Raw genomic sequence first — 14,705 nt, 5'->3', positions numbered from 1 at the left:
ACCTCGGCGGGTGGCGTACTACCTCGCGGTGATCCGGACTACCTCGCGGGGACTCGTACTACCTCGCCGGGCTGATGACTACCTCGGCAGGGACTTCTCGATGAGGTCGACGATCTCCTGGGCGTCGGGCACGGTCTGCGGGGAGAACCGGTGCACGTCGCCGCCGGGCAGCACGACGAACTTCTCGAAGTTCCAGCGGATGCGGCCGTCGTGGCCGCCCTCGTCGGGGGTCTTCTTCAGCTCGGCGTACAGCGGGTGCGTGTGGCGGCCGTTCACGCGGACCTTGGAGACCACGGGGAACGTGACGCCGTAGGTGGTGGAGCAGAACTCGGCGATCTTCTCGTCGGTGGAGAGCTCCTGGAGGAACTGGTTGGACGGGAAGCCGATCACGGTGAACCCGCGGTCGGCGTACGTCTTCTGCAGCTGCTCCAGCGCCTCGTACTGCGGGGTGAGCCCGCAGCGCGAGGCGACGTTGACCACCAGCACCACGTCGTCGCGGTGCTCCGCGAGCGTCGTCGTCGTGCCGTCCATGCGCTCGAACCGGATGTCGTAGAGGCTCATACGGGCCATCATGCCGCGCGCGACAATGGTCCGGTGCCACCCGGTCCGCGCAAGCACGCCCCGCCCCTGCCCGTGCGGGACGGCCTCAACCCCACGCGCGTCGTGCTGCCGCACGACGCGGCCAGCGTCGCCCGGTACGCGACGGCGACGCAGTACCTGCTGGAGCGGTTCGGCGACGACGCCGCCCGGCTGCGGGAGAAGCTCGCCGCGGGCGAGGTCGTGACGGGCGCGGGCGCCGTCGTCGACGACGCCACCCCGTACGCGCCGCGCGGGTTCCTCTACCTGTACCGCGACCCGCCCGCCGACGAGCCGGAGGTGCCCGCCCTCGCCGAGCTGGAGGTGCTGCACCGCGACGACGACCTGCTGGTGGTGGACAAGCCGCACCTCGTCGCCACGATTCCGCGCGGGCGCTGGGTGACCCGCACGGTGCTCGTGCACCTGCGCGCCACCCTCGACCTGCCCGAGCTGGTGCCCGCGCACCGGCTCGACCGGCCCACCGCCGGCGTGCTCGTGCTCACCGCGCGGCCCGAGGTGCGCGGCGCGTACCAGACGGCGTTCCAGGACCGCGCGGTGCGCAAGGTCTACGAGGCGGTCGCGCCGCTGCCGGCTCCGGGGTCGGTCCTGGCCCGCGAGGGCACGACGACGGTGCGCTCGCGCATCGTCAAGCACCGGGGCGTGGTGCGGGCCCAGGAGGAGCCGGGCGAGCCGAACGCGGAGTCGCGGGTGACGCTCGTCGCGCGGGACGAGGCCCGCGGCCTCGGGCTCTACCGGCTCGAGCCGCACACCGGCAAGACGCACCAGCTCCGCCTGCACATGGCGTCGCTCGGGCTGCCCCTGCTGCACGACCCGTTCTGGCCGGTGCTGCGCGAGGACGCGCCCGACGACCCGGACCGGCCCCTGCAGCTGCTCGCCCGCTCGCTCGCGTTCGTCGACCCGATCGACGGCGAACCCCGCGAGTTCCGCTCCCGCCGGCGCCTCGCCGCGTGGCCGGGTGGCGAGGGCGCGGACGACGGCGGCAGGGGCGACGGCACGCGGTGAGAGAATCGATGACCGTGAGCACCGAGGTCCCCTCCGCGGTCCCGGCCGACAGCACACCCGCCGCGCCGGTCGACCTGCCCTTCCCCGACGACGCGCTGGCGCGCGCGGTCGTCGACCTGTCCGCAGTGCGCGACAACGTGCGCGTGCTGGCGGGCCACGCCCCGGGCGCGGCGGTGATGGCCGTGGTGAAGGCGGACGGGTACGGGCACGGGATGCTGCCGGTGGCGCGGGCGGCGCTCGCGGGCGGCGCGACCTGGCTCGGCACGGCGGTCCCCGCCGAGGCCCTCGCGCTGCGCGCCGGCGGCGTCACGACCGCGGACGCCCGGGTGCTGACCTGGCTCGCGACGCCGGGGGCGCCGTTCGACCGGCTGGTCGCGGCGGGCGTGGACGTCGGCGTCGCGGCGCCGTGGGCGCTCGACGAGGTGGCCGCGGGCGCGCGGGCCGCCGGCGAGCCCGCCCGCGTGCACCTCAAGGTCGACACCGGCCTCGGTCGCAGCGGGATCGTGCCCGCCGACCTGCCGGACGTCGTGCGCCGGGCGGCTGCGCTCGAGGCCGAGGGCGTGCTGCGGGTGGTGGGCGTGATGTCGCACCTGGCGTGCGCCGACGAGCCCGGGCACCCGTCGATCGCCCTCCAGGCGGCGGCGTTCGACGCCGCGGTGGCCGTCGTCGAGGCCTCCGGCGCGTCGCTCGAGGTGCGGCACCTCGCGAACTCGGCCGCCGTGCTCACCGACCCCCGGCTGCACCACGACCTCGTCCGGCCCGGCATCGCCGTCTACGGGCACTCGCCGGTGCCGCAGCTCGGCGCGCCCGGCGACTACGGGCTGCGCGGCGCGATGACGCTGCAGGCGCGGCTCGCCACCGTCAAGGACGTGCCGGCCGGCCACGGCGTGTCCTACGGGCACCACTACACGACGCCGCGCGACACCCGCCTGGGCGTGGTGCCGCTGGGCTACGCGGACGGCATCCAGCGGCACGCGTCGGGCGGCAGCCTCGGCGTCGGCGGCCCGGTCGGCGTCGGGAGCGGCGCGTCCGCCCGGGTGCTGCGCGTGGCGGGGCGGGTGTGCATGGACCAGTTCGTGCTCGACCTCGGGCCGGACGCCACGGAGCGCGAGGGCGACGTCGTCACCCTCTTCGGGGCGTCGGACGGCGTCGAACGCGGCGCCACGCTGCCGAACGCCGAGGACTGGGCCCGCGCCGCGGGCACCATCAGCTACGAGATCGTCACGGGCATCGGGGCGCGCGCGGTGCGCGTGTACACGGGCCTCGCCACGAAGGCCGACACGGAGACCTGGAAGGAAGTGCAGCGGTGAGCGACGTCGTCGTGCGGACGGAGACGGACCTGCCGGACGCGGAGTCCACGCGGGCGCTGGGGGCGGCCCTGGCCGGCGTGCTCCGGGCGGGCGACCTGGTGATCCTCACGGGGGACCTGGGGGCGGGCAAGACGACGCTCACCCAGGGCCTGGGAGCCGCGCTGGGCATCCGGGGCCAGGTGGCGTCGCCCACGTTCATCGTGGCGCGCGAGCACCCGCCGCTGCCCCGCGAGGACGGCACGCGCGGTCCCGCCCTCGTGCACGTGGACGCCTACCGGCTCGGAGGCCTGGGGGAGCTGGACGCGCTGGACCTGGACTCGTCCCTCGAGGAGTCGGTCACCGTCGTCGAGTGGGGCCGCGGGCTGGCCGAGGCGCTCACCGACGACCGCCTGGAGATCGACCTGGAACGCCCCCGCGGCACGGCCGCCGGCGCGCCCGACGACGACGAGGCCGACCCCGGCGCCGGGACCCGCCACGCGACGCTGCGCGGCGTCGGCCCCCGCTGGGCCGGCGTCGACCTGGCCGCCCTCACCGCGCGCTGACCCGGAAGAATCGAGCATGCTCAACCGATCCTCAGACCTCGGTCTCGAGGATCGACTCAGCACGGACGATGCGTCCCCCGGCCGGGCCGCGGGAAACGTAGGCTGAGGCCGTGGCCGTTCTCGCACTGGATACCTCCGCAGCCGTCGCCGTCGCGCTCGTCGACCCCGGCGGCGCCCGGCTCGCCGCGCGCTCGGCCGACGAGCGACGCCGGCACGCCGAGTCGCTGGCCCCGCTCGTCGACGCGGTGCTCGCCGACGCCGGCCTGGACCGCACGGACCTCACGGCCGTCGCGGTGGGCACCGGGCCCGCACCGTTCACCGGCCTGCGCGTGGGGCTCGTGACCGCGCGCACCCTGGCGCTCGCGCTCGGGATCGACGTGCTCGGCGTGCCGAGCGTGGACGCGGTCGCGGTGCAGGCGGTCGCCGACCTCGGGCTGACGCCGGGCGACGAGGTGCTCGTCGCGACCGACGCCCGCCGCAAGGAGGTCTACTGGGCCCACTACCGCGTCGTCGCGCACGAGGGCCCGCACGGGGTCCCCGTCGTCGAGACCCTGGCCGGTCCGGGAGTGGACAAGGCCGCCGACGTCGCCGCGCGGCTCGCGGACGCGCCCGCCGACGGCGGGCGCCTGGTCGTGGTGGGGGAGGGCGCCATCCTGTACCCGGAGCACCTGCCCGCCGACGAGGACGCCCCGCTCGTCCCGGACGCCGCGGTCCTGGCGCGCCTCGCGCTCGCCCGCCGCGCCGCCGGCGAGGAGCTGCCCACGGAGCCGCTGTACCTGCGCCGGCCCGACGTGCAGGAGCCGGCGCCGGCGCGCCTCGTCCCCGCTACCGGGAGCCCGGCATGACCATCGGGCAGCCGACCTCCGAGCAGCCGACCTCCGAGCAACCGACCACCGGGCCGGTCGCCGACGAGCCCGAGCGCCCCGCCCCGGACCTGCCGCGCACGGTGCAGCACGTGTACGAGCCGTCGTGCCGGCTGCGCCCGCTGGCCAGCACGGACTTCGACCGGGTGCTCCAGCTCGAGCGGGTGCTGTTCGGCGCCGGGGCGTGGACCTACGGGATGCTCGCCGACGAGCTGGCCGCGCTCGGGCGCTGGTACGTCGTGGCCGAGCCCGCCGGCCAGGACGCCGTCGCGGTGTACGGGATCGGCCCGAAGCCCGTCGTCGGGTACGCCGGTCTCTGGTTCGACGGCGACGTCGCGCAGGTCATGACGATCGGCGTGGACCCCCAGTACCAGCGGCACGGCGTGGGGCGCGCCCTGCTGGAGGCGCTCGTCGGGCGGGCGCGCAAGCTCAAGGCGGAGGCGGTCCTGCTCGAGGTGCGGGTCGACAACGAGCCCGCACTCGCGCTGTACGAACGGCACGGCTTCGAGCGGATCGGGCTGCGCAAGCGGTACTACCAGCCCGAGGACAAGGACGCCTTCACGATGCGGCTCGACCTGCGCGACGATCACGCGCAACCAGGGACGACGTCGTGACCCGCGAGGACTCGCCGCGCTCGCGGGTGCTGGTGACGGTCGCGGAGCTCGCGGCGGACCTGCGGCTGAGTGCCGGGCCGGACCCGGCCGACGGCGCGCCCGTGCTGCTCGACGTCCGCTGGGCGCTCGGCATGACCGACGGCCGGGAGCGCTACCTCGGGGGGCACCTGCCCGACGCCGTGTACGTGGACCTGGAGTCCGAGCTGGCCGCGGAGCCGTCGGCGGAGGAGGGCCGCCACCCGCTGCCCTCGGCGTCCTCGTTCCAGCGCAGCGCGCGGGCCTGGGGGCTGCGGAGCTCCTCACGTGTCGTCGTGTACGACACGGTGGGCGGCACGTCCGCGGCGCGGGCCTGGTGGCTGCTGCGCTACTTCGGCGTCGACGACGTGCGCATCCTCGACGGCGGCCTGCCCGCCTGGGTCCGGGCGGGCTACGCGCTGGAGAGCGGTGAGGTCGTCCACGCGCCGGGCGACCTGGTGGCCCGTCCGGGACACCTGCCCGTGCTGGACGCCGACGACGCGGCGGACCTGGCCGAGACCGGCACCCTGCTCGACGCGCGGGCCGCCGAGCGGTACCGGGGCGAGAGCGAGCCCGTGGACCCGCGCGCGGGCCACGTGCCCGGTGCCGTGAGCGCCCCGACCACGGAGAACCTGCGCGAGGACGGCACGTTCCTCGACGAGGAGTCGCTCCAGGGCCGGTTCGCCGACCTGGGCCTGAGCGCGCCCGCCGACGCGCCGGAGGAAGCGGACGACGACGAGGTGCTCGCCGTCGGCGTCTACTGCGGGTCGGGTGTCACGGCGTCGCACGAGATCGCCGCGCTGGCGTGCGCGGGCATCCCCGCCGCCCTGTACCCGGGGTCATGGTCGCAGTGGTCGAACGACCCGTCGCGGCCGGCGGACACGGGCGACCGGCCCTAGCGCGCCTCGTTCCCCGGTCGTCCCCGGGAGTCGTGCTAGCGTCGCGTGTATACCGATCTGTATACACGGGAGGTCGATCGACGAGCACGCCCGAGACGATGCGCGCGGTACGGATGCACCGGCACGGGGGCCCGGAGGTCCTCCAGGTGACGGAGGTCGCCGTCCCGGCGCCCGGGCCGGGGGAGGCGCTGGTGCGCGTGGCCGCGGTGGCGCTGAACAACACCGACCTGTGGACCCGGGAGGGGGCCTACGGCAGGCCGGGCGACCCGGCGGCGCTGTCCGGCTGGCGCGGCCCCGTCGACTTCCCACGGACCCAGGGCGCGGACGTCGCGGGGCAGGTCGTGGCCGTCGGTGCCGGCGCGGACGCGGGCCTCGTCGGGCTCCGGGTCGTGATCGACCCGGCGAGCTACGACGGCGACGGTCCGGACGCCCACCCGGTGGGCCTCATGGGCAGCGAGCGGGACGGCGGGTACGCCGGGTACGTGACGGCGCCCGCCGACCAGGTGCACGACATGACGGGGTCGCCCCTCACGGACGACCAGCTCGCGACCCTGCCCACCGCCTACGGCACCGCGCTCGGCATGATCGAGCGGGGCGGCCTGCGGGAGGGCGAGACCGCCCTGGTCTCGGGGGCGTCGGGCGGGGTCGGCCTGGCGCTCGTCCAGCTCGCCCGCGCCCGCGGGGCGCGCGTGCTGGCGATCTCCAGCGGCGACAAGATCGCCGCCGTGCGCGACGCCGGCGCCGACGTCGTCGTGGACCGGGCGCACGACGTCGTCGAACAGGTCCGGTCCGCGGCCCCGGACGGCGTCGACGTCGTGCTCGACGTGGTCGCCGGCGACCTGCTGGGCGACGGGCTGCCGCTGCTGCGCGAGGGCGGGAGGTGGGTCGTCGCCGGGGCGCTCGGCGGGCACGAGGTGGCCTTCGACGTCCGTCGCCTGTACCTCCACAACGCGCAGGTCGTCGGCTCGTCGATGCACACGCGCGCGCACTTCGGCCTGCTGATGGACCTGGCCCGCCGCGGCAAGATCGAGCCCGTGGTCGCGGCGACGTTCCCGCTGGAGGACGCGGCCCGGGCGCAGGAGGAGCTCGCCCGACGGGCGCACGTCGGGAAGCTCGTGCTGCAGCCCTAGGCGGCGACCGGCCCCAGGCGTCGACGCCGGGGACGACGACGGCCCGGCCCCCTCGGGGGACCGGGCCGTGCCTGCGTCGTGGAGGCGCGGGTCAGAGGACCTGCGCGACCTCGTCGAAGGACAGGCGCGGGCCGCGCGGGTAGGGCGAGCCCTCGCCCTCGGCGTGGCCGACGTTGACGACGAGGAACGACTTCCAGCCGGACTCGGCGAAGAACTCGGCGTCGACGCCGTCGAAGTCCATGCCGTTCATCGGGCCGGCGGCGAGGCCGGCGGCCCGCAGGCCCACGATGAGGTACCCGGCCTGGATGAGGGCGTTGTTGCGGGCCATCTGCTCGCGGACCTCCGCGGCGGGCTCCAGCTGCTCCTTCATGCCCGGGTAGGCGGGGAAGAGGGTGTCGAGGTGCTGGTGGAAGGCCGGGTCCGCGGCCAGCACCAGGGAGACCGGCGCGCCGGCGACGCGGTCCTTGTTGCCGTCGCCCATGTGGGCCACGAGGCGCTCGCGCGCGTCGCCCGAGCGCAGCACCAGCACGCGCAGGGGGAGGGTGTTCATCGCGGTGGGCCCGAACTTCGCCAGGTCCCAGGCGGAGGTGAGCTGCTCGTCGGTGACGGGCTCGTCGGTCCACAGGGAGGTGGTGCGGGCGGAGCGGAACAGGAGGTCCGCCACCTCGTCGCCGACGGCGAGAGACGTGGACGGGTGAGTGAGGGTCTCGGTCATGGTTGCCGTAACAGATCGATGCAGACGCATGATTCCGGGTGCGGCCGTGACGTGCCCCACAGCAGGCCAGGTCACAGCGCCGCGAGGGGGTCGAAGTCGAACCCGTCGGCACGCGCGAGGTACAGCCTCTGCTCCGCGTGGTTGCCGCGGAACCGGACCAGGCCGCGCGGCCCCTCGTACGTGAGCCCGTCGACGGAGCGGTCGGTCGCGGCGACGACGGCGCTGCCCGCCCGCTCGACGATCGACCGCAGCGCGAGGATCCCCTCGTAGCAGGCCTCGGCGGCCGCACCGATCGCGGGCGCGTGCAGCCCGTGGTGCGCCGTGTAGCGGCCCACCAGGTCGAGCGCCTCGCCGGTCGCGAGGCTGCGGAACCAGCCGCCGGCCGAGTACAGGTTCGCCGTCGCGCCGGCCCCGCTGCCCATGAGCATGTTCTCCTCCATGAGCGTGCTGAGCCGCACGACCCGCTCGTGCAGGCCCCGCCGCGCGAACAGGCGGTTGAACCGCACCCCGTTCTGCCCGACCATCAGCAGCAGCACCCCCTCGGCGCCCGAGCGCGCCACGTCGTCGAGCGTGGCCGCGAGCTGCGCGTCGCTCGCCCCCTGCTCCGGCAGGAAGCGCGCGCCCGCGAACCCGGCGCCGAGCGCGGCCAGCTGCGGCGCCAGCGCCGCGTACGTGCCGCGGGGCCAGGCGTAGTCGTCCCCGACGACGAACCACCGGCGCGTGCCCGCCTCGGCCCGCAGCCGCTCGATCGCGGGGAAGAGCTGCGCCGACGGCACCTCCCCGGTGACGTAGAGACCCGGGCGGGTCTCGGCGCCCTCGTACGCCGCGGGGTACACGTACGGCACGCGGCGCTGCACGAGCGGCACGACGGCGCGCCGCACCGCCGACGTGTGCCACCCGGTGAGCGCGTGCAGGCGCCCGGCGTCGAGCGCGGCCCCGAGGCGCCGACGGAGCCGGTCGACCGGCTGGCCGGCGTCGAGCAGCTCGGCGCGCACCGGGCGCCCGAGGATGCCGCCCGCGGCGTTGAGCTCGGCGACCGCGAGCTCCGTGACGGCCTGGCACGAGGGGCCGTAGATCCCGCCCGGCCCCTGGAAGTGCAGCAGGACGCCGACGACGAAGTCCGACATGACGTCCCGTCCGCGCGAGGGGCCCTGGTCCGGGCCCCGGCCTGTGATGGCCGGTAGTGTACGAGCGCGAGGGAAGGCGGGTCAGCATGCGGACGTCGACGCGGTCGGAGAGCCCCACGGCGGGCCCGGACGTGGGTGCGTCCGGGGCGACGGCCGCCGCCGCGCTGCGGGGCTCCGTGGTGGCCGGGCGGCGCGCCGCGCGACGCGCGGCCGAGGCCGTCGCGCCCGCCGGCTGCACCGTCGACGAGTGGCTCGTGCTGGACGCGCTGCGGCGGCGGCCGGGCGCCATGATGTCCGAGCTGCGCGCCGCGACGGTCACGGACAAGGCGACCCTCGGCCGTCGCGTGGACGCGCTCGTCACCCGCGCGCTGGTGTACCGCGAGGTGGACGCCTTCGACCGTCGCGTGGTCCGCGTCCACCTGTCGTCCCGGGGGCGGGACGTGCTGTCAGACCTCGACGCGCGGCTGGCGGAGGCGGAGCAGGGCGACCAGCCAGGCGACCAGTAGCACCCCGGCGAGCACCAGGCCGTAGGGCTCGAGGCCGACCGACGCTCCCGGCACCTCGGCCAGGGCGGGGACGTGCTCGGCGGCCACCTGCAGCAGGGTCACCCCGCCGATGCCCACCGCGGCCGCGGCGGAGACGCCGGTGACCAGCACGTCGTAGCGCAGGCGGCCCCGCTCCGCGCCGACGCCCGCCTGGGCGTACGCGCGCCGGGCGGCCGAGCCCTGCAGGGAGTCGAGCAGCGACATCCCGGCGGCGAACAGCACCGCCAGCGGCAGCGGCGCGTACCACGGCACCTGGCCCATGGCGGTCGAGGCCGTCATCGCGAGCAGGCCGATCTCCGTGGCGGTGTCGAAGCCGAGCCCGAACACGAGGCCCACGCCGTACATGCGCCCCGGCCTGTCGGTGGCCCACGCGAACCGGCGCAGCGCCCACGAGACCGGGCCGCCGGCGGCGTCGAGGTCGTGGTGGTGGCCGTCGCCCGCCGCGCGCCGGCCGGCACGCAGGGCACGGCGCAGCAGCAGCACGTTCACCACGGCGATCGTCAGCAGGAAGGTGCCCGACACGACCGGGCCCCACACGCCGGTGAACCGGCGCCAGGGCGACGACTCGTCCTCGAGCGCGGGCGCCAGCGCCTGCACACCGACGGCGAGCAGGAGCGCGGCGCCCACGACCACCGTCGAGTGGCCGAGCGAGAACCACAGGCCCACCCCGCGCGCGTCGCGGCCCTCGCGCACGAGCCGCCGCGTCGTGTTGTCGATCGTGGCGATGTGGTCGGCGTCGAACGCGTGCCGCAGGCCGAACCCGTACGCCGTGAGGGCCATGACGAGGGTGATCGCGCCGGAGCCGCCGTCCAGGGCGAGGGTGGCGGCGAGGCCGCCGATCCCGACGACGTGCAGGGCGGCGACGACGAGGGCGGTGCGGGTCATGCGGGCTCCAGACGGACGAGGGGCGGCGCGGGCGGCGCCGCGACGGGGCGGGCCGGTACGGGATGAGACCGGTGCAACGGGCTGAGATGAGCGGTGGGCCCGAGCCAGCGGGTCAGGGTGCCGCCGCGTTCCAGGCGCAGCGTCACCGCGCCGTCGGGGCTGATCGCGGCGGGGTCGTCGGCGGGGTCGTCGGCGGGGTCGTCGTCAGGCGTGCCCCGGAGGTCGGTCACGGTGTCGACCACGCGCGCCCCGCCCAGGACCCCCGGCACGGGGCGGTCGCCGGCGGCGACGACCTCCTCGACGAGCAGCGGCCCGTCGTCGTCGTGCGCGCGGGACCGCAGCACGACGCGGCCGCCGCGCTCGCCGTCGCGCCCCAGCACGACGGTCTCGCGCAGCCGCAGCCGCGCGCCCGGGCCGAGCACCGCGTCCGTCGACCGGGTCACGTCCGCGCCCGTGGACACGACGAACGGCAGGCCTTCCCAGTCGAGCCGCGCGCCGGCCCCGAGCCGCACCTCGGCGTCCCAGCGGCACGGCACGCCCTCGCCGTCGTACGCGACCGTGCCGCCGACGTCGGTGAGGGTGAGTGCGCAGCCGTCGGCGACGCGCACCTGCACGGTGACGTGGTCGCCGCCGAGCAGCACCGCGCCGGTCGCGACGAGCGCCACCTCCGCGTGCGCGGCCCCGCGCGCGACGGTCCGCGCCGCGAGCAGCCCGTCCCGGGTGCGCACGCGCACGGGGGCGCCCGGCACGGTGCCCGGCTCGACCTCGACGAGCGTGCGGCGGACCTCAGTGCGCGGGGGTGTGCGCATGCTCGTGCCCGTGCGACCGCTCGCCGTCCGCGTGGCTGTGCAGGACGCCCCCGCCCTCCTCGTCGGCGTGGAAGTGCGGCGCCATCGGGCCGGGGTCCTGCGCCACGTGCGCGCCGGCGCGGAACAGGTCGAGCACGCCGAGGAGCCACGTCCGCAGCTCCGCGACGGACGCCGGGTCCGTGCGCGACAGGGCGACGACGTCCCGGCCGTCGCGGGCGGCCGACGCGTCGGCGACCATCTGCCCGACGTCCACCCCGACGTGCGGCGCGAGGTCGGTCTTGTTGACCACGAGGAGGTCGGCGCGGCCGATGCCGGGCCCGCCCTTGCGCGCGACGTCGCCCCCGCCCGCGACGTCGAGCACGAAGATCTGCGCGTCGACGAGGGCGGGGGAGAACGTGGCGGTGAGGTTGTCGCCGCCGGACTCGATGATCACGAGGTCGAGGGGCGCGAAGTCGCGCTCGAGGTCCTCGGCCGCGAGCAGGTTGGCGGTGACGTCGTCGCGGATGGCGGTGTGCGGGCAGGCGCCGGTCTCGACGGCGCGGATGCGCTCAGGGTCCAGGACGCCGGCGGACCGCAGGAAGCGCGCGTCCTCGTCGGTGTAGATGTCGTTGGTGATGACGCCGATCGCGAGCTCGTCGGACAGCGCCCGGCACACGGTCGCGATCAGGGAGGACTTGCCGACGCCGACGGGGCCGGCGACGCCCAGGCGCAGGGCGCGGGCGGGGAGCGACGGGTTCGCGGGGGTGGCGGGGGGAGTGGGTTCAGGCACGGAACAACCTCTGGGTCGTGACGGCGTGGGCCTCGGCCCAGCCCTCGGTCAACGGGGCACCGGAGGACGGGATGTCCTCCGGGGTGGCGCACGCCGCGACGCGGAGCACGTGCTCCTCGGCGGCGGCGCACGCGTCGAGGACCCACCGCGCCGGGGCGAGGGGGTCCAGCGGCTCGAGCTTGAGCAGGGCCGACGCCGCCGCCTGGGCGTCGTCGTAGACGGTCAGCCGGACGACGTCCGCCGGGGGGACGCCGGCCGCCGCACAGATCGCGCCGAGCACGACGGCGCGCGGCGGCGCGCCGGTGCCGCGCGGGTGCCCCGTGCTCTCCCGGCGGCTCGCCGCGTCGTGCCGGGCGACGACGTGCACGGCCGCGCTGCCCGGCCACAGGGTGCGTGCGACCCGCAGGTACCCGCGGCCCAGCAGGCGCGACGCGTCCCGCAGCGCGGGGGAGGGCGTCCGCGCCGCCCAGGCGCGCACGACGGCGTCGACCCGGTCGTCCGGCGCGTCGACCGTCCCGGCGGCGGGCCCGGCGTCGGCCAGCAGCCGGGCGGTGACCACCGCCGTGCCGGCCTCCACCAGGCTGACCGTCGTCGCCCGACCGACCATCCACGCCGGCACGTCGGCCGGCGGCATGCCGCCGCGCAGCGCGGGCTCGAGGCTCGCGGAGTGGGCGTGCCCGCCGCCGGGCAGGCGGGCGTCCGCGAGCAGCATCGCGACCGTGGCGGGGTGCGGGGACAGGGACGTCATGGGCGGCCTAGAACATCGAGTAGAGCTGGGCGAGCGGCAGGCGCACCGCGGGTGCGGGCTCGACCAGGTCGCCGTCGACGCGGATCTCGAAGGTGTCGGGGCGGATGTCGATGTCCGGCAGCGCGTCGTTGTTGCGCATGTCCGCCTTGGTGACGCCGCGCGTGGGTGCGACGGGGGCGAGCTGCCGGCGCAGGCCCAGGCGCCCGGCCAGGCCGTCCTCGATCGCGGCCGGCGCGACGAACGCGAGCGAGGTGTCGGCGCCGACGGCGTCGCCGAACGCGGGACGCATGAGCACCGGCTGCGGCGTGGGGATGGACGCGTTCGGGTCGCCCAGCGCCGCCCACGCGATCACCCCGCCCTTGATCACGAGCTCGGGCCGGACCCCGAAGAACCGGGGGTCCCACAGCACGAGGTCGGCCAGCTTGCCCGGCTCCACGGAGCCGATGTGGGCGTCGACGCCGTGCGCGACCGCCGGGTTGATCGTGTACTTCGCGACGTACCGGCGGGCGCGCTCGTTGTCCGCCGGCTCCGCGCCCGACAGCGGCCCGCGCCGGTGCTTCATCACGTGCGCCACCTGCCAGGTGCGGGTGATCACCTCGCCGATGCGGCCCATCGCCTGGGCGTCGGAGGAGGTGATGGAGATGGCCCCGAGGTCGTGCAGCACGTCCTCGGCGGCGATGGTCGACGCCCGGATCCGCGACTCGGCGAACGCCAGGTCCTCGGGGACGGCGGGGTTGAGGTGGTGGCAGACCATGAGCATGTCGAGGTGCTCCGCCACGGTGTTCACCGTGTGGGGCAGGGTCGGGTTGGTCGACCCCGGCAGCACGTGCGGCAGGCTCGCGATGGTGAGGATGTCGGGGGCGTGCCCGCCGCCCGCGCCCTCGACGTGGTACGCGTGGATCCCCCGGCCGCCGATCGCGTCGATCGTGGACTGGACGAACCCGGCCTCGTTGAGCGAGTCGGAGTGCAGCGCCACCTGGAGGCCCCACTCGTCGGCGGCCCGCAGCGCCGCGTCGAGGGCGGCGGGCGTGGAGCCCCAGTCCTCGTGCACCTTGTACCCGGCCGCTCCGGCGAGGGCCTGCTCCGCGAGGGCCTCCTCGCCCACGGTGTTGCCCTTGCCGAGCAGCAGCACGTTGAGCGGCAGGTGGTCCAGCGCGCGCAGCACGGACCGCAGGTGCCAGGCGCCGGGCGTCACCGTGGTGGCCTTCGAGCCCTCGGACGGGCCCGTGCCGCCCCCGGCGACGGTCGTGATGCCGGTGGCCAGCGCCTCGTGCAGCGCCGACGGCGACAGCAGGTGCACGTGCGGGTCGAAGCCGCCGGCGGTGAGGATCCGGCCCTCGCCCGAGATCACGTCGGTCGACGGCCCGATGACGAGGTCCGGGTGCACGCCGTCGGCCACGTCCGGGTTGCCCGCACGGCCGAGCGCGACGACCCGCCCGTCGCGCAGCCCGACGTCCGCCCGGACCACGCACCACCAGTCCAGGACGACGACGCCGGTGATCACGGTGTCCAGGGCCCCGGCGGCACGGCTCCGCGTCGACTGCGCCATCGACTCCCGGATGGACTTGCCGCCGCCGAACACGGCCTCCTCGCCGCCGACCGTGCGGTCCTCGGTGACCTCGATCCACAGGTCGGTGTCGCCGAGGCGCAGCTGGTCGCCGACGGTCGGCCCGTACAGGGCCGCGTAGCGCTCCCGGTCGATCCAGACCATCAGTCCTCCTGCTCGTCGTGCGGCGCCGTGGCCTCCGGGGACGGGACGGCGCCGAGCGCGCCGCCGTCGGTCTTGCCCCGGCGGATGCCCGGCACGCGCCGCGCGCCGCGGATCGTCACGGCGTCGACCTCGCGGCTCACCCCCGGCTCGAACCGCTGCGACGTGCCGGACGGGACGTCGAGCCGGAAGCCGTGCGCGGCGGCGCGGTCGAAGCGGAGCGCGTCGTTGGCGTCGGGCAGGTGCACGTGCGAGCCCACCTGCACCGGCCGGTCGCCGGTGTTCTCCACGACGAGGCGCAGCCGCTCGTGCGCCGGGCGCACGTTGAGCTCGAGGCGCCCGGGGGCGACGCGGGTCGCGCCGGGGCCGGTGGCGACGTGTGCGGTCACGGGACCTCCTGGGTCGGGGTCGGGTCGAGGCGGCCGGC

The 14,705-nt window shown here is 76.4% G+C and carries 17 protein-coding genes; 8 read left to right on the top strand and 9 right to left on the bottom strand.

Annotated elements, in window-relative coordinates; genetic code table 11:
• Nucleotides 1–78: 78 nt before the first annotated feature.
• A complete protein-coding gene (locus ACQP6G_RS12780) occupies nt 79–561 on the bottom strand; it encodes a glutathione peroxidase (protein WP_429764719.1) in 483 nt (160 codons plus the stop codon).
• 33 nt (nt 562–594) lie between these two features.
• Between ACQP6G_RS12780 and ACQP6G_RS12775 the strand changes: the two genes are divergently transcribed.
• The 7 genes from ACQP6G_RS12775 (at nt 595) to ACQP6G_RS12745 (ending at nt 6,972) form a co-directional block, all read left to right on the top strand.
• Nucleotides 595–1,599 carry a pseudouridine synthase gene (locus ACQP6G_RS12775; RefSeq protein WP_429764717.1) on the top strand — a complete coding sequence of 335 codons (1,005 nt, stop codon included), beginning with the start codon at nt 595–597 and terminating at the stop codon, nt 1,597–1,599.
• 8 nt (nt 1,600–1,607) lie between these two features.
• Nucleotides 1,608–2,909, top strand: coding sequence for an alanine racemase (gene alr / locus ACQP6G_RS12770; protein ID WP_429764715.1), 1,302 nt, complete (start codon nt 1,608–1,610; stop codon nt 2,907–2,909).
• Complete coding sequence (gene tsaE, locus ACQP6G_RS12765) at nt 2,906–3,451, top strand: tRNA (adenosine(37)-N6)-threonylcarbamoyltransferase complex ATPase subunit type 1 TsaE (RefSeq protein ID WP_429764714.1); 546 nt, start codon at nt 2,906–2,908, stop codon at nt 3,449–3,451. The genes alr and tsaE overlap by 4 nt, the downstream gene beginning before the upstream one ends.
• 110 nt (nt 3,452–3,561) lie before the next feature.
• Complete coding sequence (gene tsaB, locus ACQP6G_RS12760; protein WP_429764713.1) at nt 3,562–4,296, top strand: tRNA (adenosine(37)-N6)-threonylcarbamoyltransferase complex dimerization subunit type 1 TsaB; 735 nt, start codon at nt 3,562–3,564, stop codon at nt 4,294–4,296.
• A complete protein-coding gene (gene rimI / locus ACQP6G_RS12755; protein WP_429764711.1) occupies nt 4,293–4,928 on the top strand; it encodes a ribosomal protein S18-alanine N-acetyltransferase in 636 nt (211 codons plus the stop codon). The genes tsaB and rimI overlap by 4 nt, the downstream gene beginning before the upstream one ends.
• The gene (locus tag ACQP6G_RS12750) at nt 4,925–5,842 is read left to right on the top strand and encodes a sulfurtransferase (protein ID WP_429764710.1); all 918 of its coding nucleotides are present in this window, start codon (nt 4,925–4,927) and stop codon (nt 5,840–5,842) included. The genes rimI and ACQP6G_RS12750 overlap by 4 nt, the downstream gene beginning before the upstream one ends.
• Nucleotides 5,843–5,988: 146 nt before the next feature.
• Entirely contained in the window at nt 5,989–6,972 is a 984-nt protein-coding gene (locus ACQP6G_RS12745) for a zinc-binding dehydrogenase (RefSeq protein ID WP_429764708.1), read from the top strand.
• Nucleotides 6,973–7,063: 91 nt separating this feature from the next.
• On the opposite strand, the gene ACQP6G_RS12740 is transcribed toward ACQP6G_RS12745, so the two are convergent.
• A complete protein-coding gene (locus ACQP6G_RS12740; protein WP_429764707.1) occupies nt 7,064–7,687 on the bottom strand; it encodes a malonic semialdehyde reductase in 624 nt (207 codons plus the stop codon).
• 71 nt (nt 7,688–7,758) lie between these two features.
• Complete coding sequence (locus ACQP6G_RS12735) at nt 7,759–8,814, bottom strand: substrate-binding domain-containing protein (protein ID WP_429764705.1); 1,056 nt, start codon at nt 8,812–8,814, stop codon at nt 7,759–7,761.
• 86 nt (nt 8,815–8,900) lie between these two features.
• Between ACQP6G_RS12735 and ACQP6G_RS12730 the strand changes: the two genes are divergently transcribed.
• Nucleotides 8,901–9,320, top strand: coding sequence for a MarR family transcriptional regulator (locus ACQP6G_RS12730; protein ID WP_429764703.1), 420 nt, complete (start codon nt 8,901–8,903; stop codon nt 9,318–9,320).
• On the opposite strand, the gene ACQP6G_RS12725 is transcribed toward ACQP6G_RS12730, so the two are convergent.
• Genes ACQP6G_RS12725 through ureB form a run of 6 tightly spaced genes read right to left on the bottom strand, consistent with a single transcriptional unit; the run spans nt 9,261 to nt 14,667 of the window.
• The gene (locus tag ACQP6G_RS12725) at nt 9,261–10,244 is read right to left on the bottom strand and encodes a HoxN/HupN/NixA family nickel/cobalt transporter (RefSeq protein ID WP_429764702.1); all 984 of its coding nucleotides are present in this window, start codon (nt 10,242–10,244) and stop codon (nt 9,261–9,263) included. The two genes, ACQP6G_RS12730 and ACQP6G_RS12725, sit on opposite strands and share 60 nt — an antisense overlap.
• Entirely contained in the window at nt 10,241–11,053 is an 813-nt protein-coding gene (locus ACQP6G_RS12720) for an urease accessory protein UreD (protein ID WP_429764700.1), read from the bottom strand. The genes ACQP6G_RS12725 and ACQP6G_RS12720 overlap by 4 nt, the downstream gene beginning before the upstream one ends.
• The gene (gene ureG, locus ACQP6G_RS12715; RefSeq protein WP_429764699.1) at nt 11,031–11,822 is read right to left on the bottom strand and encodes an urease accessory protein UreG; all 792 of its coding nucleotides are present in this window, start codon (nt 11,820–11,822) and stop codon (nt 11,031–11,033) included. Before ureG ends, ACQP6G_RS12720 begins: the two co-directional genes overlap by 23 nt.
• Nucleotides 11,815–12,570 (bottom strand): urease accessory protein UreF, encoded by a 756-nt coding sequence (locus ACQP6G_RS12710; protein ID WP_429764698.1) that lies wholly within the window; start codon nt 12,568–12,570, stop codon nt 11,815–11,817. Before ACQP6G_RS12710 ends, ureG begins: the two co-directional genes overlap by 8 nt.
• 7 nt (nt 12,571–12,577) lie before the next feature.
• A complete protein-coding gene (locus ACQP6G_RS12705) occupies nt 12,578–14,281 on the bottom strand; it encodes an urease subunit alpha (RefSeq protein ID WP_429764696.1) in 1,704 nt (567 codons plus the stop codon).
• Nucleotides 14,281–14,667: an urease subunit beta gene (ureB, locus tag ACQP6G_RS12700; RefSeq protein WP_429764695.1), complete on the bottom strand. Its 387-nt coding sequence runs from the start codon at nt 14,665–14,667 to the stop codon at nt 14,281–14,283. The genes ACQP6G_RS12705 and ureB overlap by 1 nt, the downstream gene beginning before the upstream one ends.
• Nucleotides 14,668–14,705: the final 38 nt, after the last annotated feature.

Source organism: Isoptericola nanjingensis (assembly GCF_050311635.1).
In the GTDB taxonomy this organism is placed as follows: Bacteria; Actinomycetota; Actinomycetes; order Actinomycetales; family Cellulomonadaceae; genus Isoptericola; species Isoptericola nanjingensis.
The sequence above is the reverse complement of the archived record's forward strand: the minus strand, read 5'-3'. Positions and strand labels throughout refer to the sequence as shown.

Bases quoted from the DNA above. Each gene is read 5' to 3' on its own strand.
- ACQP6G_RS12725 (WP_429764702.1), bottom strand. From the start codon at position 10,244: ATGACCCGCACCGCCCTCGTCGTCGCCGCCCTGCACGTCGTCGGGATC.
- rimI (WP_429764711.1), top strand. From the start codon at position 4,293: ATGACCATCGGGCAGCCGACCTCCGAGCAGCCGACCTCCGAGCAACCG.
- ACQP6G_RS12780 (WP_429764719.1), bottom strand. From the start codon at position 561: ATGAGCCTCTACGACATCCGGTTCGAGCGCATGGACGGCACGACGACG.
- ACQP6G_RS12720 (WP_429764700.1), bottom strand. From the start codon at position 11,053: ATGCGCACACCCCCGCGCACTGAGGTCCGCCGCACGCTCGTCGAGGTC.
- ACQP6G_RS12705 (WP_429764696.1), bottom strand. From the start codon at position 14,281: ATGGTCTGGATCGACCGGGAGCGCTACGCGGCCCTGTACGGGCCGACC.
- ACQP6G_RS12730 (WP_429764703.1), top strand. From the start codon at position 8,901: ATGCGGACGTCGACGCGGTCGGAGAGCCCCACGGCGGGCCCGGACGTG.
- alr (WP_429764715.1), top strand. From the start codon at position 1,608: ATGACCGTGAGCACCGAGGTCCCCTCCGCGGTCCCGGCCGACAGCACA.
- ACQP6G_RS12735 (WP_429764705.1), bottom strand. From the start codon at position 8,814: ATGTCGGACTTCGTCGTCGGCGTCCTGCTGCACTTCCAGGGGCCGGGC.
- ACQP6G_RS12740 (WP_429764707.1), bottom strand. From the start codon at position 7,687: ATGACCGAGACCCTCACTCACCCGTCCACGTCTCTCGCCGTCGGCGAC.
- ACQP6G_RS12710 (WP_429764698.1), bottom strand. From the start codon at position 12,570: ATGACGTCCCTGTCCCCGCACCCCGCCACGGTCGCGATGCTGCTCGCG.